A 21845-nucleotide genomic window follows, 5' to 3' on the forward strand; every position below is an offset into this window, starting at 1 on the left:
CCCGGCAATCTCTATACTGGATGAAGGGTGGGAATCACCTGCGGCTCAATGGTGCCCCGGGGCTCCCTTCCCCTCGTCCGCAATTGAAGAAGGGCTCAACACCTCGTGGCATCACTGCAGTGGGAATCTATTGACGACAAGGCCGTAAGCACAGCGAAAGTTCTGGCTGCTGACGCGGTTGAAAAGGTGGGCAACGGTCACCCCGGAACGGCGATCAGCCTCGCTCCGGCCGCGTACCTGCTCTTCCAGAAGGTCATGCGACGCGACCCCAGCGACAATGAGTGGATCGGCCGCGACCGCTTCATTCTCTCGGTGGGCCACAGCTCGCTGACCCAGTACATCCAGCTGTACCTCGGCGGCTACGGCCTCGAGCTCGACGACCTGAAGAAGCTGCGCACGTGGGGCTCGCTCACACCGGGTCACCCCGAGTATGGCCACACCGACGGCGTGGAGATCACCACCGGCCCGCTCGGCCAGGGGCTCGCCTCCGCCGTGGGTTTCGCCTACGCCTCGCGTTTCGAGCGTGGCCTGTTCGACCCGGATGCCGCACCCGGCACGAGCCCGTTCGATCACTTCGTCTACACGATCGCCGGCGACGGTGACATGGAGGAGGGCGTCACCAACGAGTCGTCTTCTCTCGCCGGTCACCAGCAGCTCGGCAACCTGATTGCGTTCTACGACTCGAACCAGATCTCGATCGAAGACGACACCAATATCGCGTTCACCGAAGACGTGCACGCGCGCTTCGAGGCGCTGCACTGGCACGTGCAGGTCGTCGACTGGAAGAAGACCGGCGTGTACGTCGAAGACGTCGCCGCGCTGTTCGACGCCATCGAGGTGGCTAAGGCCGAGACGTCGAAGCCCAGCCTGATCATCTTGAAGACCATCATCGGCTGGCCGAGCCCGAAGAAGCAGAACACGGGTAAAATCCACGGTTCGGCTCTCGGCGCAGACGAACTCAAGGGCCTCAAGGAGGTTCTCGGCTTCAACCCCGACGAAACGTTCGAGGTGGCCGATGAGGTCATCAGCCACACTCGTGAGGCACTGACTCGCGGCACCGCCGCCCACGAGGAGTGGCAGGTCGGGTTCGATGCCTGGGCCGCAGCGAACCCCGAGAAGAAGGTGCTTCTCGACCGCGTTCTCACGGGCGATCTGCCCGAGGGCTTCGATGACGTTCTGCCCGTGTTCGAGGCCGGCAAAGAGGTTTCGACTCGAGCCGCCTCCGGCAAGGTCATCAACGCCATCGCGGGCATCATGCCCGAGTTCTGGGGTGGGTCTGCCGACCTCGCCGAGTCGAACAACACGACCATCGAGTCGGGCGCCTCGTTCGTACCGGCCGAGCACTCGACCCACGAGTGGACGGGCAACAAGTACGGTCGCGTACTGCACTTCGGTATTCGTGAGCACGCGATGGCGTCGATCCTGAACGGTATCGTGCTGCACGGCAACACGCGCCCGTTCGGTGGCACATTCCTGATCTTCTCTGACTACATGCGCCCCGCCGTACGCCTCGCTGCGCTCATGAAGGCACCGTCGATCTTCGTCTGGACGCATGACTCCGTCGCGCTCGGTGAAGACGGCCCCACCCACCAGCCCATCGAGCAGCTCTCGACGCTTCGTGCGATCCCGGGACTCGACGTGGTTCGTCCCGGTGACGCGAATGAGGTCGCCTGGGCATGGAAGACGATCCTCGAACGCCGTAAAGGCCCCGCTGGCATCGCACTGACCCGCCAGAACATCCCCGTCTATGCACGCGGTGAGGGCGACGCCGAAGGCGAGACCTTCGCGTCGGCGAAGAACGTCTCGAAGGGTGCGTATGTGCTCGCCGAGGCGCCGAACGGCACGCCCGACGTGATCTTCATCGCGACGGGTTCCGAGGTTCAGATCGCCGTCGAAGCGCGCGAACTGCTGAAGGCAGACGGGATCAACGCCCGCGTTGTTTCCGCTCCGTCGCTGGAGTGGTTCGAGGAGCAGAGCGCGGAGTACAGAGAGAGCGTTCTGCCGAAGGCCGTCAAGGCCCGCGTCTCTATCGAGGCCGGCCTGTCACTGACCTGGCGTTCATACGTCGGTGACGCCGGCAAGAGCGTCTCGATCGAGCACTTCGGTGCATCCGCTGACTACAAGACCCTGTTCCGCGAATTCGGCATGACCACCGGCGCCGCCATCGAAGCCGCCAAGACGTCGCTCGCCGGCCTTTCACTCTGATTTTCGATTTCAAGGAGAAAAACAAATGACTGATACAGAAACCACCACTCCCACCGCTCAGCTGTCAGCCGTCGGTGTCAGTATCTGGCTCGACGACCTCTCGCGCGAGCGTCTGCGCACCGACAACCTGCAGAAGCTCATCGCCGAGAAGAACGTCGTGGGCGTCACCACCAACCCGTCGATCTTCGCTTCGGCCCTGGCCAAGGGTGAGGCCTACGACGAGCAGGTTCGCGAGCTCGCCGCCAAGAACTTCACCGTCACCGACGCTGTATTCGAGATCACCACGAGCGATGTGGCGCAGGGTTGCGACATCTTCCGCCCGATCTACGACGCCACGAACGGCTTCGACGGCCGTGTGTCGATCGAGGTCGAGCCCGGCTTCGCCAACGATGCCGCCGCCACCATCACGCAGGCCAAAGAGCTGTTCGACAAGGTGAACAAAGAGAACGTGCTCATCAAGATTCCTGCGACGATCGAGGGTCTCGAGGCCATCACGGCCACCATTGCGGCCGGCATCAGCGTGAACGTGACGCTGATCTTCAGCCTCGATCGGTACCGCGACGTCATCAATGCGTACCTGGCGGGCCTCGAGCAGGCCCAGGCCGCCGGCATCGACCTCTCGAAGATCCACTCGGTCGCTTCGTTCTTCGTGTCGCGCGTCGACACCGAGATCGACAAGCGTCTCGTCGCCATTGGTACCGAAGACGCCCTCGCGTTGAAGAGCAAGGCCGGCGTCGCCAACGCACAGCTGGCCTACGAGGTCTACGAGCAGACCTTCACCACCGAGCGCGCGAAGGTTCTCCTCGCTGCCGGTGCCAACAAGCAGCGCCCCCTCTGGGCCTCCACCGGTGTGAAGGACCCCGATGTTCTCGACACGACCTACGTGGTCGAGCTCGCGGCGCCCGAGGTTGTCAACACCATGCCCGAGAAGACCCTCGACGCCACGTTCGATCACGGCGTCGTCGCCGGCAACACCATCTCCGGCAGCTACGCCACGGCCAACAAGGTTCTCGACGCCATCGCGGCGCAGGGCATCTCGTACGCCGAGGTCACCGAGTTGCTCGAGAAGGAAGGCGTCGAGAAGTTCATCGTGTCGTGGAACGAACTGCTCGAAACCGTTCAGACGGCACTCGACGGCGCCAAGAGCGCCGACAACGCATGAGCGTTCGCGTCCATGTCACGGGCGCTGCTGCGGTAGCTGTCGAGACACACGTCGGGCAGCTGGTCAGTGACCTCGTGGCCTCGAGCATCACCGGGCTCGACCCGGCGCTCTGGGGCCCCGAGGCCGAGGCAGAGGCGTCGCAGCGTCTCGGCTGGACCGAAGCGGTCTCGATCTCGCGGCCGCTTGTCGCCGAGATCGAGGCGCTTCGCGCTGAGCTGATCGCCACAGGCGTGAACCACATCGTTCTCGCGGGGATGGGTGGTTCGTCGCTCGCTCCCGAGGTCATCACCCGCACGGCCGGCGTCGAGCTGACTGTGCTCGATTCGACAGCCCCCACGCAGGTCGAGGCGGCCCTCGCCGACCGCCTCGCCACGACCGTGCTCGTGGTCTCGTCGAAGTCGGGTTCGACCGTCGAGACCGACAGCCAGAAGCGCTCGTACGAGAAGGCGTTCCGAGACATCGGAATCGACCCGAAAGAGCGCATCATCGTCGTGACCGACCCCGGTTCGCCTCTCGAGGCATCCGCTCGTGCCGACGGCTACCGCGTGTTCACCGCAGACCCCACCGTGGGCGGCCGGTTCTCCGCGCTGACCGCGTTCGGCCTCGTGCCGTCGGGGCTCGCAGGTGCCGACATAGGCGAGCTGCTCGACGAAGCCGAGGCAATCGAGCTGTACCTGGCCACTGACGACGCCGACAACCCCGGGCTCATCCTCGGGGCTGCCATCGCCGGCACTTCTCCCCTGAAGAACAAGCTGGGCATCGTGGCCGACGGAACCCACATCGTGGGCTTCGGTGACTGGGTCGAACAGCTGATCGCCGAGTCGACGGGAAAGATCGGCCGCGGTCTGCTGCCGGTCGTTCTCGACACGACGTCGCCCGAGCTCACCGAGAAGCTCGACGACGTGCAGATCGTGCGCCTGGTGAAAGATGCCGACCAGTTCCACCTGTTCCCGCAGAACCGCCACGAGGGCGAGATTCTCATGAGCGGTTCGCTCGGCGGAATGATTCTCGCGTGGGAGTACGCCGTGGCTGTCGCCGGGCGCCTGCTCGGCATCAACCCGTTCGACCAGCCCGACGTGGAGTCGGCTAAGGTCGCCACGCGCGGCCTGCTCGACGCGCAGCCTGCGCCCGAAGCCCCGGCGTTCACAGCCGGCGGCATCGAGGTTCGGGGTACCGCATCGGTCGTCTCCGGTGTCGACTCCATCGCAGCCGCTGTGTCAGCCCTGTTGGCCGAGACGCCGACCGACGGGTATGTGTCGATCCAGGCATATGTCGACCGGCTCTCGCTCCCCCAGCTCGTTGAGCTGCGAGATGCCCTCGCGTCGAAGATCGCTCGCCCAGTGACGTTCGGCTGGGGCCCTCGGTTTCTGCACTCGACCGGTCAGTTCCACAAGGGCGGCCCCGCCGTCGGCGTGTTCCTGCAGATCACCGAGAACGCGCCCAGCGATCTCACCATTCCCGAGCGGCCGTTCACCTTCGGCCAGCTCATAAAGGCCCAGGCAGCGGGTGACGCGGCTGTTCTCGAACAGCACGGCCGCCCGGTTCTGCGGCTCAACCTGACCGACCCCGCCGTCAACGTCTCGACGTTGTTCGACGCCGTCAAATAACGATCCAGCGCTCACCCGAAGCGTCACTGTACTAGTACAAGGAGCAAGATGCCCCCGGTAGAAATCACTCCGGATTACAATCCGCTCAGACTTGCGAAAGACCGCCGACTCAACCGCATCGCGGGGCCCAGCGCCCTCGTGATCTTCGGTGTGACCGGCGACCTCTCCCGCAAGAAACTGATGCCAGCGGTTTACGATCTGGCCAGCCGGGGGCTCTTGCCTCCAGGCTTCTCGCTCGTCGGGTTCGCCCGCCGCGACTGGGAAGACCAAGACTTCGAGCGCGTCGTTCACGACGCCGTCAAAGAGTACGCGCGCACGCCCTTCGATGAAGACGTGTGGCGCCAGCTGTCGGAGGGTATCCGTTTCGTCTCGGGCGAATTCGACGATGACCAGGCGTTCGTGCACCTGAAAGAGACCATCGCCGAGCTGGACGCCCACCGGGGCACCATGGGCAACCACGCGTTCTACCTCTCTATCCCCCCGAAGGCGTTCCCGCTGGTCACCGAGCAGCTTCGACGTTCTGGCCTCGCTCACCCGGAGCCCGGCCAGTGGCGCCGCGTGGTCATCGAGAAGCCGTTCGGCAGCGACCTGAAGACGGCTCGTGAGCTGAACGATGTGGTCGAATCGGTGTTCGCACCTGACGACGTCTTTCGCATCGACCACTATCTCGGCAAAGAGACCGTGCAGAACATCCTCGCTCTGCGCTTCGCGAACCAGCTCTACGAGCCCATCTGGAACGCAAACTACGTCGACCACGTGCAGATCACGATGGCCGAAGACATCGGCGTTGGCGGCCGGGCCGGCTACTACGATGGCATCGGCGCGGCACGCGACGTCATCCAGAACCACCTGCTTCAGCTCATGGCCCTCACCGCAATGGAAGAGCCCATCTCGTTCAACGCCGCAGACCTGCGTGCCGAGAAGGAGAAGGTGCTGGCGGCTGTCAAGCTTCCCGAAGACCTCAGCCATTCCACGGCTCGAGGCCAGTATTCGAGCGGCTGGCAGGGCGGTGAGTACGTGCCCGGCTTCCTCGAAGAAGACGGTATGAACCCCGACTCGACCACCGAGACCTATGCCGCGGTGCGCCTCGACATCGCCACCCGTCGCTGGAACGGCGTGCCGTTCTATCTGCGTGCGGGCAAGCGCCTCGGCCGCCGCGTCACTGAGATCGCCGTGGTGTTCAAGCGTGCGCCCCAGCACCTCTTCGCTGAGGCTCAGACGTCTGAGCTCGGCTCGAATGCCCTCGTCATCAGGGTTCAGCCCGACGAGGGTGTGACCATCCGGTTCGGCTCGAAGGTGCCCGGTGCCGGTGTTCAGGTGCGCGACGTGACCATGGACTTCGGTTATGGCCACGCGTTCACCGAGGCCTCCCCCGAGGCCTACGAACGCCTGATCCTCGACGTTCTGCTCGGTGACCCGCCCCTCTTCCCACGCCACCAGGAGGTGGAGCTGTCGTGGAAGATCCTCGACCCCATCGAGGAGTACTGGGCGACGCAGGGCCAGCCCGACCAGTACCGCCCCGGAACTTGGGGCCCCGACTCGGCCGATGAACTTCTTTCCCGCGACGGCAGAACCTGGAGACGCCCGTGATCGTCGACTTTCCCGACACCAATACCAGCAAGATCTCGAAAGCCCTCGTCAAGATTCGTGAAGAGGGTGGCGCTGTCGCCCTCGGGCGTGTTCTGACGCTGGTCATCCGCACGAGCCTGGGGCACGAAGAGGAGGCCATCGAGGCCGCCAACGACGCCTCGCGCGAGCATCCGATGCGCGTCATCGTCGTGTCGACCGACAGCGAGACCGACGGTGCCCGCAGTGGTCGCGGTGCGCGACTGGATGCCCAGATCCGCGTCGGTGGCGACGCAGGCGCCAGCGAGGTCGTGTTACTCAAGGCCTACGGCGCAGCCGCCTCAGACGAAGAAGGCCTCGTCACCGGTCTGCTTCTGCCCGATGCACCCGTCGTGGTCTGGTGGCCCGGCGAGAGCCCCGAGAAGGCGTCGACGTCGAGCCTCGGCCGCATCGCCCAGCGCCGCATCACCGACGCGTCGAACCACCCGAACCCGGTCGAGTCGCTGATCCGTCTCTCAGAGACGTATGCGCCCGGCGACACCGACTTCGCGTGGACTCGCCTCACCCTGTGGAGGGCGCAGCTCGCAGCTGTGCTCGACCAGCCCCCGTATGAGCCGGTCACCGCGGTCGAGGTTCAGGGAGCATCCGATTCTCCCTCCACTCTGCTGCTCGCGGCCTGGCTCGGTCACCAGCTGAAGGTGCCGGTCACGTACGGCCTCACCCAGCGGGCGAACGGGTCGAGCGGCATTCACAGTGTCAAGCTCGTTCGCGAGTCGGGCACCATCGACCTGACGCGCGAGATTCCCAACGTGGCGACGCTCATTCAGCCCAATCAGCCCACACACGACCTCGCCCTACCACGTCGCAACCTCCGTGACTGCCTGGCCGAAGAACTGCGCAGGCTCGACCCTGACGACCTGTATGGTGAAGTGATCTCCGTTGGGCTCGCTGAGCTCTTCGAATCGACTGAAGTAGGCTTCCAAAGCCGTTCCTAAGTAGCTGTGAAGGCTGGAATCAATGACAACAGACCGTCGTGTTCTCGTTCATCCCGATAAAGACTCTTTGGCCGGGGCTGTAGCCGCCCGGTTCATCACAAAGATCATCGACATCCTTGACGAGTACGACGAAGCTCATGTCGTGCTGAGCGGCGGTAGCGTGAATACCGCCGTTCTGGCAGCCATCAAGAACTCGCCGGCGCAAAACAACGTCGACTGGCATCGCATCAGTTTCTGGTGGGGCGACGAGCGTTTCGTCGAGGCGTCCAGCGCCGATCGCAACGACCTGCAGGCCCGCGAGGCTCTGCTGAACCACATCCCGGTCGATGAGGCGAAGATTCACGCCTTCGCCTCCACCGACCAGATCGCCGATATCGACGAGGCAGCGGCCGACTATGCCCGCCAGCTCGACGAGGCGGCTCCGGATGGCGCACGGTACCCGCGCTTCGACATCATGTTTCTCGGAGTTGGCCCCGACGGTCACATCGCGTCGCTGTTCCCCGGCCTCGCTGGAATTCGCGAGACCGAGAAGACCGTCGTCTCGGTGCTGAACTCCCCCAAGCCGCCGCCGCTGCGGCTCAGCCTCACCCTCCCGGTCATCCAGTCGGCCGACCGCATCTGGCTGGTCATGGCCGGCGCCGACAAGGCGTCACCTCTCGGGCTCGCCCTCGCCGGTGCATCCATCGAAGAGGTGCCAGCTGCCGGTGCCCAGGGCCGCAAGCGCACTGTCTTCTTCGTCGACAAAGACGCTGCCGCCGAGGTGCCCGAAAGCCTCATCGCGCCTTCGTACTGAGTCTGTTCGGGCGAAAGCGGCGTAATAGACAGGCCCATCCCGACTCTCTCATATGGGTGGAGAACGTCTTCGCTCGCGAGCGATTGTGTAAGCGAACGCTCGATGTCGCGTGAGTGAGCGTGGGTATGAAGTTTCGAAGCATGGGTTTGGTTGGCATTGTGGCCGTTGCGCTGTTGTCGGGTGGAGTGTCACCTGCCTTGGCGACGACGACCCCGGGGGTTTCAGGCTTTTGGGGGTGGGGTGACAACGGCAATTCCTGGGGCGCGCATCCAACCACCATTGGCGTTATGGGCGATGGAACCAACGCGCAGCGTGGCACGCCAGAAGCACTGAGTCTCTGGGGCACTGACGTTCTCGATGTGTCGAGTTCGAGATATCACACCCTTGCGCTGAAGCGTGACGGATCGGTGCTCGCTTCCGGCTATGGATACTGGGGCGAACTGGGTGACGGGGGCATGACCCCGTCTGTGAGCCCTGTTTCAGTCGTTGGCTTAAGCGCCGGAAGTGGTGTGGTCTCGGTGAAGGCTGGTGGGTCGTTCTCGCTCGCGTTGAAGAGCGATGGTTCTGTGTGGGCATGGGGTCAAGCCGACCAGGGGCAGCAAGGTGACGGATCTGGAGTCATACACGTGGTGCCGACCCAGGTGCCCACACTTGGCGCCGGTTCGGGCGTCATCGCAATTTCCGCCGGGGCTAACCACGCTCTCGCGTTGAAGTCTGATGGGTCTGTGTGGGGCTGGGGTGACAACGACTACGGTGACGTCGGAATTGGTACGGGATCAGGAAATGTGCTCGTTCCAGTCCAGCTCCCGTTCGGTGCTGGTAGTGGAGTGGTGCAGATCGTTGCTGCCCAGGAGTATTCGCTCGCGCTGAAGTCTGATGGGTCGGTCTGGGCCTGGGGAGACAACGAGAATGGGCAGCTGGGCGACGGATCCATCAGCAATCGGTTCGCGCCCGTTACGACAGCCTTCGGTAGTGGTAGCGGGGTCGTCTCGATTGACGGTACGAATCACTATAACCACAAGTCGGGCATCGCTGGATCCGGGTGCAAATCACGCGGGGGTGACGACGAGACCTCAATGGCGCTGAGAAGTGACGGCTCTCTGTGGGCCTGGGGGTCGAATGCCTGCGGCCAGTTCGGTTCGGGCGTGGCAGACAATGCAACTCATCCAAACCCCCTCGCTATGCCGGCGCCACTCGCCGCGGGCAGCGGTATTGTGTCAGTCTCGCTAGGCGAAGATTTCGCTCTGGCGTTGCGGAGCGACGGGTCGGTACTCTCGTGGGGCACAGATGTCTACTGTGAACAGGCCGACTGCCCTACGACGGCAATCATCGGTACCCCGAAGCCAGTGCCGGGGTTCGGCCCCACCAATGTGGCGACACTGGTGACGGCATACGATGACGGCGGCCTGGTTCTTGCGGCGCAACGATTCACGGCGTCTCTCTCGATGAGCTCCTCACCAGTGCATTCCCACGAGGGCGACCGCGTCGATTTCTCTGTGCATCTCACCTGCGCGGCGCCCGTGCTCGGCACGACGGTGGTGCTGGATGATCGAGGTTCACCCCTGTCGACGCTCAAGCTCGATGCGTCGGGCACGGCTGTGTTCGAAACAAGCAGTCTGCAGCCGGGACCGCATCTGATAACCGCGACGAGTTCGCCGACCACCTCGTGTTCGGGAACCTCGGCCACCGCCACGGTGAAGGTGACCAACCCGTCGTACCTCGACGTGGTGAACCACCCGGGAACATCAAGAGCAGGGGCCACGGTCACGTTCTCCGCGAACGTCTACTGCGCGTCACCCGGCACTCACACCGGCGTCGTGTTGTTTCATGAGAATGGCGTGCTGATCGGTTCGGCGAACATCGATGCGTCGGGCAACGCGCTTGCTTCGTGGATCTTCAGCACGCGTGGCACACACGTCGTCACAGCCGACTACTCGGGTGACGACGGTTGCGACCCGGCGTCGGCAGATACAGAACACGACACCAACTGATTGCCAGACGTCGGCCGGTGCCCTGTGCCCGTCTAACGTAAGAAGCCGCCCGGCGTGAACCGGGCGGCTTCTTACGTTAAGTGCTGAGAACTACTTGGCGACCGGAGCCGCGGTGCCGCGACGGGCACGAAGCTGCGCGAGGGCATCTTCGAGAAGCTGGGCGGCCTCTTCTTCGGTGCGGCGCTCTTTGACATACGCGAGGTGCGTCTTGTAGGGCTCGAGCTTTGCGACCGAGGGCGGGTTCAGCTGGTCGCGACCAGCAGGAAGACCCGACTGGGGAGAGTCGATGGTCTCGGGGATCTCGTCTATGGGGAGATTCGCCGCGAAGTAGCGTACGGTCTCGTTGCCCAAGGCGTCCCAGTAGGAGACCTTGATGCGGTCGGCGTGGTAGCCGCGGTCTTGCTCCCCCATGGGGCCCGCGCCGACACGTGAACCTCTAATTGCGCTGCCGCCTGATGCCATGGAATTTCCCCTAGTTTCCGGTGTCGAACTTGGTGATGAGACCGAGCACGACGATGCAGGAAACCCACACCAGCCCGAGAATCACCGTGATGCGGTTCAGGTTGCGTTCTGCGACGCCTGATGCACCGAGGTTGGATGTGACGCCGCCGCCGAACATGTCAGACAGGCCTCCACCGCGACCGCGGTGAAGCAGAATGAGCAGAGTCAGCAACAGACTGGTTATGCCGAGCAGAACCTGCAAGACAACCTGGAGGATTTGCAACAGATAACCTTTCACACAAAACGGGAGACGGTGGCCCCCCGCAGACCAAGGGCAAGTATACCGTGCGTTACACGCCGACGTGCTTCTTGAACCGCACGATGGCGCTGAACTCGTCGAGGTCGAGGCTCGCGCCGCCCACCAGTGCGCCATCGACGTTCGGCTCACGCATGAAGCCGGCGATGTTGCCCGACTTCACCGAACCGCCGTACAGGATGCGTGTGGCCGCGGCGGCCTCGTCGCTCAGTGTCTCGGCGAGAACCGTGCGGAGTGCCGCACAGACGTTTTCGGCCTGCTCAGGCGTGGCCGCCTGGCCCGAGCCGATGGCCCAGACGGGCTCGTAGGCGACGACGATGTTCGCGGTCGACGGCACGCCGACAAGGGCGGCCTTCAGCTGGGCGACGGGAACCGCACTCGGGCCGAACTTCTCAAGGTCTTCAGCCGTCTCGCCAACACACAGCACGGGAACGAGGCCGTGCTTGAGGGCTGCAGCCACCTTGGCCGCGACGACCTCATCGGTCTCGTTGTGCATGGTGCGGCGCTCGGAGTGCCCGATGATGACGTAGGCGCAATCGAGCTTGGCCAGGAATTGACCTGAGATCTCGCCGGTGTAGGCACCCGAGTCAGCGGCCGACAGGTCTTGGCCACCGTAGGCGAGCTCGAGCTTGTCGGCTGAGATGAGCGTCTGCACTGAACGCAGGTCGGTGAACGGCGGGAAGATGGCAACCTCGACGTCGGAATAGCTGTGGCTGGCGTCTTTGAGGTTCCACGCGAGCTTCTGTACGAACGCGATCGACTGCAGGTGGTCGAGGTTCATCTTCCAGTTGCCGGCGATGAGCGGAATGCGACCGCCGGGCTGAGTGCTGCTTACCATCCGAGTACCTCCAGGCCGGGGAGGCGTTTGCCCTCCAAGAATTCGAGGCTGGCACCGCCGCCCGTAGAAATGTGACCGAACTGGTCATCTGTGAAACCGAGGGCGCGCACGGCCGACGCCGAGTCACCGCCACCGACGACGGCGAGGCCGTCAACGGTCGTGAGTGCCGCGGCAACCACGCGGGTGCCTTCGGCGAAGGGTGCGAGTTCGAAGACGCCCATCGGGCCGTTCCAGAACACGGTGTGCGACGCGGCGATGATGCTAGCGAAGGTAGCGGCGGTGTCGGGCCCGATGTCGAGACCGAGCCCATTCTGACCGAACGGCGTCTCTTCGATGCGTTCGGCCGACGTCACGGTGTGTTCGGCGTCGGCGCCGAACTTCGAAGCCACGACCACGTCGGTGGGCAGAACGATGCTGACACCGAGCTCGGCCGCCTTCTCGAGGTAGCCCTTCACGGTCTCGATCTGGTCTTTCTCGAGCAGGCTCGCGCCCACCTGAAAACCCTGCGCCGCAAGGAACGTGAAGAGCATGCCGCCGCCGATGAGCAGCGAGTCGACCTTGGGCAGCAGGTGCCCGATAACGCCGAGCTTGTCGCTCACCTTCGAGCCACCCAGAACGACCGTGTACGGTCGGGTCGGTGTCTCGGTGAGCTTGTCGAGAACCTCGAGCTCAGCCTGAATGAGCAGGCCCGCCGCGCTCGGAAGAATTTCTGCCAGCTCGAACACGCTCGCCTGCTTGCGGTGCACGACCCCGAAGCCGTCTGACACGAACGCGTCAGCTCCGGATGCACTCACCAGCTCTTCGGCGAAGGCACGTCGTTCGTCGGCCGACTTACTCGTCTCCCCCGCGTTGAAACGCAGGTTCTCGAGCAGTGCGTAACCGCCGTCGGAAAGACCGGAGACAGCCGCAGCCGCCTCGGCTCCGACGGTGTCGCCTGCGAAGGCGACGGGTGTTTCGAGGAGCTCAGCCAGCCGGGCCGCAACCGGTGCCAGGCTGTACTTCGCTTCGGGCGTGCCCTCAGGGCGCCCGAGGTGGCTCACAATGACCACCCGGGCACCCTGGGAGGCAAGCGCCTTCAGTGTGGGAAGTGACGCGCGTACTCGCCCGTCGTCGGTGATGATGCCGTCTTTCAACGGCACGTTCAGGTCGCAGCGAACAAGAACAGTCTTGCCAGCCAGCGACCCGAGGGACTCAAGGGTTCGTATCGTCACTTCTCGTCTTACCTATCTCGCAGATGTATTTGTTCTGCCGGCCGGGCCGGCGAAACCGTAGGCTCAGAGCTTGTCTGCGACGTACTCGGTGATGTCGACGAGACGGTTGGAGTAGCCCCACTCGTTGTCGTACCACGAAGCAACCTTGACCTGGTTGCCGATGACCTTCGTCAGGCCGGCGTCGAAGATCGAGGAGTGCGGGTCTCCGACGATGTCGCTCGACACGATCTCGTCTTCGGTGTACTTCAGGATTCCTTTGAGGGGGCCCTCAGCAGCAGCCTTGTAGGCCGCGTTGACCTCGTCGACCGTCACGATGCGCGACGACTCGACCGTGAGGTCGGTGATCGAACCGGTGGGCACGGGTACGCGTAGTGCGTAGCCGTCGAGCTTGCCGACGAGCTCGGGAATGACGAGGCCAAGGGCCTTGGCGGCACCGGTCGACGTCGGGATGATGTTCGCTGCGGCGGCACGGGCGCGGCGCAGGTCGCTGTGCGGGCCGTCTTGCAGGTTTTGGTCGGCGGTGTAGGCGTGAACCGTGGTCATGAGGCCACGCTCGATGCCGAAGTTGTCCATGAACACCTTGGCGAGCGGCGCGAGGCAGTTCGTGGTGCACGACGCGTTCGAGATGATGTCGTGAATGGCCGGGTCGTAGGTGCCCTCGTTGACGCCGAGAACCAGAGTTGCCACGCCGTCGCCCGTTGCGGGAGCCGACACGATGACCTTCTTGGCGCCGCCCTGGATGTGCTTGCGAGCGTCTTCGGCCTTGGTGAAGCGGCCGGTCGACTCGATGACGATGTCGACACCCAGCTCGCCCCACGGGAGGTTGGCAGGGTCACGCTCGGCCAGCACCAGGATGGGCTTGCCGTTCACGATGATATTGTCGCCGTCGAGCTCAACCGTGGCGTCGAGACGGCCACCGATGGTGTCGTACTTGAGCAGGTGCGCAAGCGCCTTGTTGTCGGTGAGGTCGTTGACTGCGACGATCTCGATGTCGCTGCCCTTGGCGAGGGCCGCTCGGAAGTAGTTGCGGCCGATACGGCCAAAGCCGTTGATACCGATCTTTACGGACACGTAGTGCTCCTGTGACTGGGGCCCCGAGGGGCAAGATGGTGGTTACCGTGCATCAAAATGGTGCCGGGCCCCTTCGCGGGGCCCGGCAAAAGCATCGCTTCAGAGTACCAGCAGGCCGTCGGTCTTCGATGCGGCTGCGGCGTAGCGGGCGGCGACGTTCTCCCAGTTCACGATGTTCCAGAATGCCTTCACGTAGTCGGCGCGAACGTTCTTGTAGTCGATGTAGTAGGCGTGCTCCCACACATCGAGCATGAGCAGCGGAACGAGTCCGAACGGAACGTTGCCCTGCTGATCGAAGAGCTGGAAGATGCTGATCTTCTTGCCGATGACGTCGTAGGCCAGCACCGACCATCCGGAGCCCTGCACGCCGAGCGCGACTGCAGTGAAGTGAGCCTTGAACTTGTCGAACGAACCGAAGTTCTCATCGATGGCGCTCGAAAGCTCACCCGTGGGCTCTCCGCCTTTGGGAGAGAGGTTGGTCCAGAAGATGGAGTGGTTGACGTGGCCGCCGAGGTTGAAAGCCAGGTCTTTCTCGAGCTTGTTGACCGCGGCGAGGTTCTCGGAGTCGCGAGCGTCGGCGAGCTGGGCCAGTGCCGTGTTCGCCCCGGCGACATAGGTCGCGTGGTGCTTGTCGTGGTGCAGCTGCATGATGGTCGCACTGATGTGCGGCTCGAGAGCGGCGTAGTCGTAGGGAAGATCTGGAAGTGTGTATTCAGCCATTGTGTCTCCTTGTACTTGGTGTTGCGATTGTGCGACCTGATCAGTCTATTGATGTAAGCCGCACGGCTTCTGAATGCTTCCCGAACTTCAGTCGTCGAGATCGGGGGGCAGATTCGCGTCGGTTCCGGGGATGCCGAGGTCGCTGGCCTTTTTGTCGGCCATGGCGAGAAGGCGCCGGATGCGGCCCGCGATCGCGTCTTTCGTCATGGGCGGGTCGGCGTGGTGGCCGAGCTCGTCGAGGCTTGCGTCTCGAAAGTTCAGCCGCAACGCCCCCGCGTACTTCAGGTGGTCGGGAACCTCGTCGCCAATGATTTCGAGAGCTCGTTCGACCCGTGAACACGCGGCAACGGCGGCCTGTGCCGAGCGGCGCAGGTTGGCATCGTCGAAGTTGACGAGCCGGTTGGCGGTGGCGCGAACTTCCCGGCGCTGGCGCATCTCCTCCCAGCGGCTGACCGACTCTTTCGCGCCCATCAGGCTGAGCATCGAGGCAATGGCTTCGCCGTCGCGGATGACCACGCGATGCACTCCGCGCACCTCACGTGCCTTCGAGCCGACGTGCAGCCGAGCCGCTGCACCGACGAGAGCCATAGCAGATTCATTGCCCGGGCAGACGATTTCGAGGGCCGCAGAGCGACCCGGATCGGTGAGCGAGCCCTGGGCGAGGAAGGCCCCCCGCCAGACGGCGGCCAGTTCGTCTGCTGAACCCGTGGTGAGACGGTTCGGAAGGCCGCGGATGGGCCGGCGGCGAGCATCCAGAAGCCCAGTCTGGCGGGCGAGGGTCTCACCGCCGTCGAGCACACGAACGAGATAGTAGCTGCTGCGGCGTACGCCAGAGGCGGGCACGAGCGAGACGTCACCCCGAACCCCGTAGAGTTCGGCCAGGTCTTTGCGCACGCGTTTGACGAGCTCTTGCGTATCGAGTTCAGCCTCGATGGCGATGCGGCCCGAAATCAGGTGCAGGCCGCCGGCGAAGCGCAGAATGGTGGCGACTTCGGCCGCGCGGGCCGCCGTCTTCGTGACAGCGACAGCCGTCAGTTCGTTTTTGACATCGGCAGTAAGAGCCAATCTCTTCCATCTCCTTCGTGCGGTGTCTGGCCGGCTCCTGGGTCACAGGGCCGGTCGACTACCGTTATTCGCGACCCAGGTCGCGGTGTTTGACGCTGACGACGACGCCGGGATTCGTGCTGATCAACTCGGCGAGTCTGCGTGCGACAGCAACCGATCGGTGTTTGCCGCCCGTGCAGCCTATGGCAATTGTGGCGTGGCGTTTGTTCTCACGCTGATAGCCGGCCAAAACAGGTGAGAGCGCCTTGGCGTAATTCTCAATGAAATCTTCAGCACCTTCCTGGGCGAGAACATAGTCGCTGACCTCGGCGTCGAGGCCGGTTTTGTCTCGCAGTTCGGGAATCCAGAATGGGTTCGGAATGAACCGGCAGTCGGCCATGGCGTCGGCGTCGGACGGCGCGCCGTACTTGAAGCCGAAACTCATGATGGTGACTTGCACTCCCGCTGTGCCGACGGCCGAGAACCGGTCTGCGACCGCCGTTGCAAGCTGATGTACGTTCAGGTCTGAGGTGTCGATGATGATGTCGCTCGACTCGCGAATGGCGGTCATGCGGGCGCGTTCTGCACCGATGCCGTCGAGCAGGGTTCCGTTGCCCTGCAGCGGATGCGGTCGCCTGACCTGCTCGAAACGCCTGACCAGCGCCGCATCAGTGGCCTCGAGGAACACGACGCGAACCTGAATGCCGCTGCGGAGAGCCTGGATGATCTCCTGCAGATCTGAGAAGAAATCGCGGCCGCGAACGTCGACCACCGCGGCCAGGCGCGGCAGCGTGGAGCCGGCGTGCTCGGCCAGGTCGACCAGCGGGCGCAGCATCTGCGGCGGCAGGTTGTCGACCACGTACCAGCCGAGATCTTCGAGGGCGTTCGCCACCGTCGATCGCCCGGCGCCCGACATTCCGGTCACAATGAGCACTTCCTGCTGCTGGGCAGTTTCGAGTGTCATCGTTTTCGTGTGCTTTCGCCTCGTCGGTGCGTGTCGTCTAAGACTATCGGCCTCTGCGTGTCGCTCGCCCGCACAGACCCCGGGCCTACGAACGCAGCTGCTGGAAGATGGTGGTGGCCAGCTGCTCGCCGATGCCCTTGACCTCGCCGATCTCGGCCGCGGTGGCCTGTTTGAGTTTCGCCACCGAACCGAACTCTTTGAGCAGCACCTTCACGCGGGTGGGGCCGAGGCCCGGGATCTCGGAGAGCACGCTGGTGATGTCGCGTTTGCGCCGGGCGCGCTGGTGCGTGATGGCGAAGCGGTGGGCCTCGTCGCGGATGCGCTGCAGCAGAAAGAGCGCCTCGCTGCCGCGCGGCAGAATGACCGGGTAGTCGTCGTCGGGCAGCCAGATCTCTTCGAGCCGCTTCGCGAGGCCGCAGAGAAAGATACCCGTGACGCCCGACTCCTTCAGCGCCCGGGCGGCAGCCTGTACCTGCGGCTGCCCGCCGTCGACGATGAGCAGGTTCGGCGGGTACGAGAACTTCTTGGTCGCGGTATCAGACTCCGCGCGCTCGGAGCCCTCGTCGAGGTACGCGAGGCGTCGGGAGATGACCTGGTAGATCGAGTCGGTGTCGTCGGTGGTCTCGGGAATCGTGAAGCGCCGGTACTGGTCTTTGCGGGCGAGCCCGTCTTCGAAGACCACCATCGACGCCACCACGTTGGTGCCGCCGAGGTGTGACACGTCAAAACATTCCATGCGCAGCGGTGCGTCGGGCATCCCGAGCCCGTTCTGAATGTCGGTGAGGGCTTCTGTTCGTGCAACGAAGTCGGTGCTGCGCCGCATTTTGTAGAGCATCAGGGCGTTTTTCGCGTTCATCGTGGCGGTCTGCATGAGCGCCGCCTTCTCGCCGCGCTGGGCCGTCTTCAGGGCCACCTTCGAGGTGCCCCGCCGCTCTGAGAGCCACTGCTCGAGCTCCTGGGCGTCGCCCGGCAGGTCGGGCACGATGATCTCGCGCGGCGGAACCTGGCCTTCGTAGGCCGTCTGCAGAATCGAATCGACAAGCTCGGCCGTCGTGAGGTCGAGCTCTTTGTCGACCATCCAGGCCCGCACACCGCGAATGCGGCCGCCCCGCACGATGAACTGCTGCACGGCGGCGGCGAGTTCATCGTGTTCGATGCCGAACAGATCGGTGTCGACGCTGTCGGCGAGCACAACGGCGCTCTTCTCGAGAACGGCGTCGAGTGCGTGCAGCTGGTCGCGAAAACGGGCAGCCTTCTCGTATTCCTGGGCTTCGGATGCCGCACGCATCTTCTTCGTCGTCTCGGTGACGAACCGCTTGTCATGCCCATTCATGAAGGCGATGAAGTCGTTCACAAGCTCGCGATGTTCTTCGATGGTCACGCGACCCGAGCACGGACCCCCGCAGCGCCCGATCTGCCCGGGAAAGCAGGGTCGACCCGTCTGCATCGCTTTCTTGTAGCTCGAATCGGAGCACGTGCGAATGGGAAACGCCTTGATCATCAGGTCGATCGTGTCGTGCACGGCCCAGATCTTGGGGTATGGCCCGAAATACTTGGCGCCCTTGATCTTCTGGTTGCGCGTCACCATGACCCGGGGAGCCTCGTCACCGAGCGTGATGGCCATGAACGGGTACGACTTGTCGTCGCGAAACTTGACGTTGAACGGCGGGTCGAACTCTTTGATCCAGGTGTATTCGAGTTGCAGGGCTTCGACGTCGGTGCCCACCACGGTCCACTCGACGCTCGAGGCGGTCGTCACCATGCGCCGGGTGCGCTCGTGCAGGCTCCTCAGCGGCGCGAAGTAATTGCTGAGCCGGGCACGCAGGTTCTGCGCCTTGCCCACATAGAGCACGCGGCCGTTCGCGTCACGAAAACGATAGACACCCGGCTGGGTGGGAATCTCGCCCGCCTTGGGGCGGTAACTGACCGTGTCTGTCATCGAACTCTTCTTGGTGTTGCCGAGGTCACGACGCCTTGCGCCGCTCGCCTGCGCCCGCCTGCAGAATCTCTTTCAAGAAGAAACCGGTGTGGCTCTTCTTGACCTTGGCAAGCTGCTCGGGGGTGCCCGTCGCCAGCACCTTTCCGCCGCCCGATCCGCCCTCGGGCCCGAGGTCGATCAGCCAGTCGGCCGACTTGATCACGTCGAGGTTGTGCTCGATGACGACGACGGTGTTGCCCTTGTCTACGAGCCCGTTCAGTACCAGGAGGAGCTTTCGCACGTCTTCGAAGTGCAGCCCGGTGGTGGGCTCGTCGAGCACGTAGACGCTGCGGCCGTTCGAGCGCTTCTGCAGCTCGGTCGCGAGCTTCACGCGCTGAGCCTCGCCGCCGCTGAGTGTGGTGGCGCTCTGGCCGAGCCGCACGTAACCGAGCCCCACCTCGACGAGGGTGTTCAAAAAGCGGTGGATCGCGGTGATCGGCTCGAAGAAGATGGCAGCCTCGGCGATGGGCATGTCGAGCACTTCTGCAATGCTCTTACCCTTGTAGTGCACCGAGAGGGTGTCGCGGTTGTACCGCGCTCCCCCACACACTTCGCATGCCACATACACGTCGGGCAGGAAGTTCATCTCGATCTTGATCGTGCCGTCACCCGAGCACGCCTCGCAGCGCCCACCCTTGACGTTGAAGCTGAACCGGCCGGGCTGGTAGCCGCGGGCCTTCGCCTCGAGTGTCTCGGAGAACAGCGTGCGGATACGGTCGAACACGCCCGTGTAGGTCGCCGGGTTCGACCGCGGGGTGCGGCCGATGGGGTTCTGGTCGACGTGCACCACTTTGTCAAGGTTCTCGAGCCCGGTGACCCGCTTGTGTTTGCCGGGAATCTTGCGGGCGCCGTTCAACTGGTTGGCCAGCACGCGGTACAGGATGTCGTTCACCAGCGACGATTTACCCGAACCGCTGACGCCGGTGACGGCGATGAACGTGCCGAGGGGAAAGTCGACCGTCACCTTCTTGAGGTTGTTCGCCTCGGCATCGACAACCGTGATCTTGCGATCAGGGTCGATCGGCCGGCGCGTCGCGGGAATCTCGATGCTCTTACGGCCCGACAGGTAGTCACCCGTAAGACTGTCGGTGTTGGCGAGCAACCCCTCGTACGAGCCTGAGTGAACCACGGTTCCGCCGTTCACACCGGCGCCGGGGCCGATGTCGACCACCCAGTCGGCCATGCGAATGGTGTCTTCGTCGTGCTCGACGACGATGAGCGTGTTACCGAGGTTCTTGAGCTTCACCAGCGTCTCGATGAGGCGGCGGTTGTCGCGCTGGTGCAGGCCGATACTCGGCTCGTCGAGCACGTAGAGCACCCCGGTGAGCCCCGAGCCGATCTGCGTGGCCAGCCGGATGCGCTGGGCCTCGCCCCCGCTCAGCGACCCCGCCGCGCGGGCCAGGTTCAGATAGTTCAGCCCGACTTGGATGAGGAAGTCGAGCCGCAGGCGGATCTCCCGCAGCACCTGCGCGGCGATCTGCGCCTCGCGGTCGGTGAGGGTGAGTTCTGCCATGAAGCTCTGGGCATCGGTGAGGCTGATGTCGGTGACATCGGCGATGCTGTGACCGTTGACCAGCACGGCGAGCACTTCGGGCTTCAGCCGCTTGCCATCGCAGACCGGGCACGCCACTTCGCGAAGATACTCGGCCCAACGGGCACGCTGGTTGTCGGTCTCGGCCTGCAGATACTGGCGTTCGATGTAGGGAACCACGCCCTCGAAGCCCGAGGTGTAGCTCATCTCACGGCCGAAGCGGTTCTTCCACTTCACCCGCACCTCGAAGTTGTCGCCGCGCAGCACCGCTTCTTGAACGGTCTTGCTGAGTTCGTTCCACGGCGTGCTGAGATCGAACTTCAGGTCGCGGGCGAGGCCGTCGAGCAGCTTCTCGTAGTAGTTGTAGAGGCCCTTGCCCTGCGTCGACCACGGGATGACGACACCCTCGTTGATGCTCAGCTCGGGGTCGCCCAGCAGCAGGTCGGCGTCGACCGACATGCGGGTGCCGAGCCCCGAACACTCGGGGCAGGCGCCAAACGGAGCGTTGAACGAGAACGTGCGCGGCTCGATCTCGGTGAGCTGCAGGGGGTGCTGGTTGGGGCAGCTCAGCTTCTCGCTGAACGTCTGCCAGGCATCCGGCCCGTCGGCGTCGACGTAGTTCACCTGAACGATGCCGTCGGTGAGCCGCAGTGCGGTCTCGAGTGAATCGGTGAGGCGGCTCAGAATGTCGGGGCCGGCCACCAGGCGGTCGATCACGACCGAGATGTCGTGCTTGATCTGCTTCTTCAGCTTCGGCGGCTCATTGAGCTGAATGATGTCGCCGTCGACCACCGCACGTGAGTAGCCGCCCGCAGCGAGTTCTTTGAAGAGGTCTACGAACTCGCCCTTCTTCTGCGTGATGACCGGGCTCACGATCTGGTACCGGATGCCCGTTTCGAGCTCCATCAGCTGGTCGGCGATCTGCTGAACCGTCTGCGCCGAGATCTTCTCGCCGCACACGGGGCAGTGGGCGATGCCGATGCGCGCCCAGAGCAGGCGCATGTAGTCGTAGATCTCGGTGATGGTGCCGACGGTCGAACGCGGGTTGCGGTTCGTCGACTTCTGGTCGATGCTGACCGCCGGGCTCAGGCCCTCGATGAAGTCGACGTCGGGGCGGTCGACCTGGCCGAGAAACTGGCGTGCATACGCGCTCAGCGATTCGACGTAGCGGCGCTGGCCCTCGGCGAAGATCGTGTCGAACGCCAGGCTCGACTTGCCCGAGCCCGAAAGCCCCGTGAAGACCACGAGCGAATCGCGCGGGATATCAAGGTCTACGTCGCGAAGATTGTGAACACGGGCACCACGGACACTCAGTTTTCCGGCGGAATCCACCTCTGTAATTGACACCCATGAAGTCTACGGTCTGCCACTGACACTGCTCCCCCGGTGGCGCTCGCTACGCTCAGGGCGCA

17 protein-coding genes are annotated in these 21845 nt (G+C 63.9%); 7 read left to right on the plus strand and 10 right to left on the minus strand.

The window, feature by feature from the left end; translation table 11 throughout:
- Positions 1 to 105 precede the first annotated feature (105 nt).
- From tkt to D4765_RS01745, 7 genes are all read left to right on the plus strand, one after another.
- Positions 106 to 2205 carry a transketolase gene (tkt, locus tag D4765_RS01715; RefSeq protein ID WP_136640492.1) on the plus strand — a complete coding sequence of 700 codons (2100 nt, stop codon included), beginning with the start codon at positions 106 to 108 and terminating at the stop codon, positions 2203 to 2205.
- Between the two features lie 25 nt (positions 2206 to 2230).
- On the plus strand, positions 2231 to 3367 hold the full coding sequence (tal, locus tag D4765_RS01720) for a transaldolase (protein WP_136640493.1): 1137 nt from the start codon (positions 2231 to 2233) through the stop codon (positions 3365 to 3367).
- Complete coding sequence (locus D4765_RS01725; protein WP_136640494.1) at positions 3364 to 4974, plus strand: glucose-6-phosphate isomerase; 1611 nt, start codon at positions 3364 to 3366, stop codon at positions 4972 to 4974. Before tal ends, D4765_RS01725 begins: the two co-directional genes overlap by 4 nt.
- Before the next feature lie 48 nt (positions 4975 to 5022).
- A complete protein-coding gene (gene zwf / locus D4765_RS01730) occupies positions 5023 to 6564 on the plus strand; it encodes a glucose-6-phosphate dehydrogenase (protein WP_136640495.1) in 1542 nt (513 codons plus the stop codon).
- Entirely contained in the window at positions 6561 to 7535 is a 975-nt protein-coding gene (locus D4765_RS01735) for a glucose-6-phosphate dehydrogenase assembly protein OpcA (protein ID WP_136640496.1), read from the plus strand. Before zwf ends, D4765_RS01735 begins: the two co-directional genes overlap by 4 nt.
- A gap of 22 nt (positions 7536 to 7557) precedes the next feature.
- Positions 7558 to 8328 carry a 6-phosphogluconolactonase gene (gene pgl / locus D4765_RS01740; protein ID WP_136640497.1) on the plus strand — a complete coding sequence of 257 codons (771 nt, stop codon included), beginning with the start codon at positions 7558 to 7560 and terminating at the stop codon, positions 8326 to 8328.
- A gap of 140 nt (positions 8329 to 8468) precedes the next feature.
- Positions 8469 to 10319, plus strand: a complete 1851-nt coding sequence (locus D4765_RS01745; RefSeq protein ID WP_476718327.1) for an RCC1 domain-containing protein — start codon at positions 8469 to 8471, stop codon at positions 10317 to 10319.
- A gap of 90 nt (positions 10320 to 10409) precedes the next feature.
- Here D4765_RS01745 and D4765_RS01750 read toward each other — a convergent pair whose 3' ends face one another.
- The 10 genes from D4765_RS01750 to uvrA all read right to left on the minus strand — a co-directional run bounded on the left by D4765_RS01750 (position 10410) and on the right by uvrA (position 21780).
- Positions 10410 to 10781, minus strand: a complete 372-nt coding sequence (locus D4765_RS01750) for an RNA polymerase-binding protein RbpA (protein ID WP_136640499.1) — start codon at positions 10779 to 10781, stop codon at positions 10410 to 10412.
- A gap of 10 nt (positions 10782 to 10791) precedes the next feature.
- A complete protein-coding gene (gene secG, locus D4765_RS01755; RefSeq protein ID WP_136640500.1) occupies positions 10792 to 11043 on the minus strand; it encodes a preprotein translocase subunit SecG in 252 nt (83 codons plus the stop codon).
- Positions 11044 to 11110: 67 nt separating this feature from the next.
- A complete protein-coding gene (gene tpiA, locus D4765_RS01760) occupies positions 11111 to 11914 on the minus strand; it encodes a triose-phosphate isomerase (RefSeq protein ID WP_136640501.1) in 804 nt (267 codons plus the stop codon).
- On the minus strand, positions 11908 to 13125 hold the full coding sequence (locus tag D4765_RS01765) for a phosphoglycerate kinase (protein WP_136640502.1): 1218 nt from the start codon (positions 13123 to 13125) through the stop codon (positions 11908 to 11910). The genes tpiA and D4765_RS01765 overlap by 7 nt, the downstream gene beginning before the upstream one ends.
- 63 nt (positions 13126 to 13188) lie before the next feature.
- On the minus strand, positions 13189 to 14196 hold the full coding sequence (gene gap, locus D4765_RS01770; RefSeq protein ID WP_136640503.1) for a type I glyceraldehyde-3-phosphate dehydrogenase: 1008 nt from the start codon (positions 14194 to 14196) through the stop codon (positions 13189 to 13191).
- Positions 14197 to 14295: 99 nt separating this feature from the next.
- Positions 14296 to 14916, minus strand: a complete 621-nt coding sequence (locus D4765_RS01775) for a superoxide dismutase (RefSeq protein ID WP_136640504.1) — start codon at positions 14914 to 14916, stop codon at positions 14296 to 14298.
- A gap of 87 nt (positions 14917 to 15003) precedes the next feature.
- Complete coding sequence (whiA, locus tag D4765_RS01780; protein ID WP_136640505.1) at positions 15004 to 15981, minus strand: DNA-binding protein WhiA; 978 nt, start codon at positions 15979 to 15981, stop codon at positions 15004 to 15006.
- A gap of 64 nt (positions 15982 to 16045) precedes the next feature.
- On the minus strand, positions 16046 to 16924 hold the full coding sequence (gene rapZ / locus D4765_RS01785) for an RNase adapter RapZ (protein WP_136640506.1): 879 nt from the start codon (positions 16922 to 16924) through the stop codon (positions 16046 to 16048).
- 85 nt (positions 16925 to 17009) lie between these two features.
- Positions 17010 to 18863: an excinuclease ABC subunit UvrC gene (gene uvrC / locus D4765_RS01790; RefSeq protein ID WP_136640507.1), complete on the minus strand. Its 1854-nt coding sequence runs from the start codon at positions 18861 to 18863 to the stop codon at positions 17010 to 17012.
- Positions 18864 to 18888: 25 nt separating this feature from the next.
- Complete coding sequence (uvrA, locus tag D4765_RS01795; protein ID WP_136640508.1) at positions 18889 to 21780, minus strand: excinuclease ABC subunit UvrA; 2892 nt, start codon at positions 21778 to 21780, stop codon at positions 18889 to 18891.
- Between the last annotated feature and the right edge of the window lie 65 nt (positions 21781 to 21845).

The organism is Subtercola vilae, assembly GCF_004923255.1.
GTDB lineage: Bacteria > Actinomycetota > Actinomycetes > Actinomycetales > Microbacteriaceae > Subtercola > Subtercola vilae.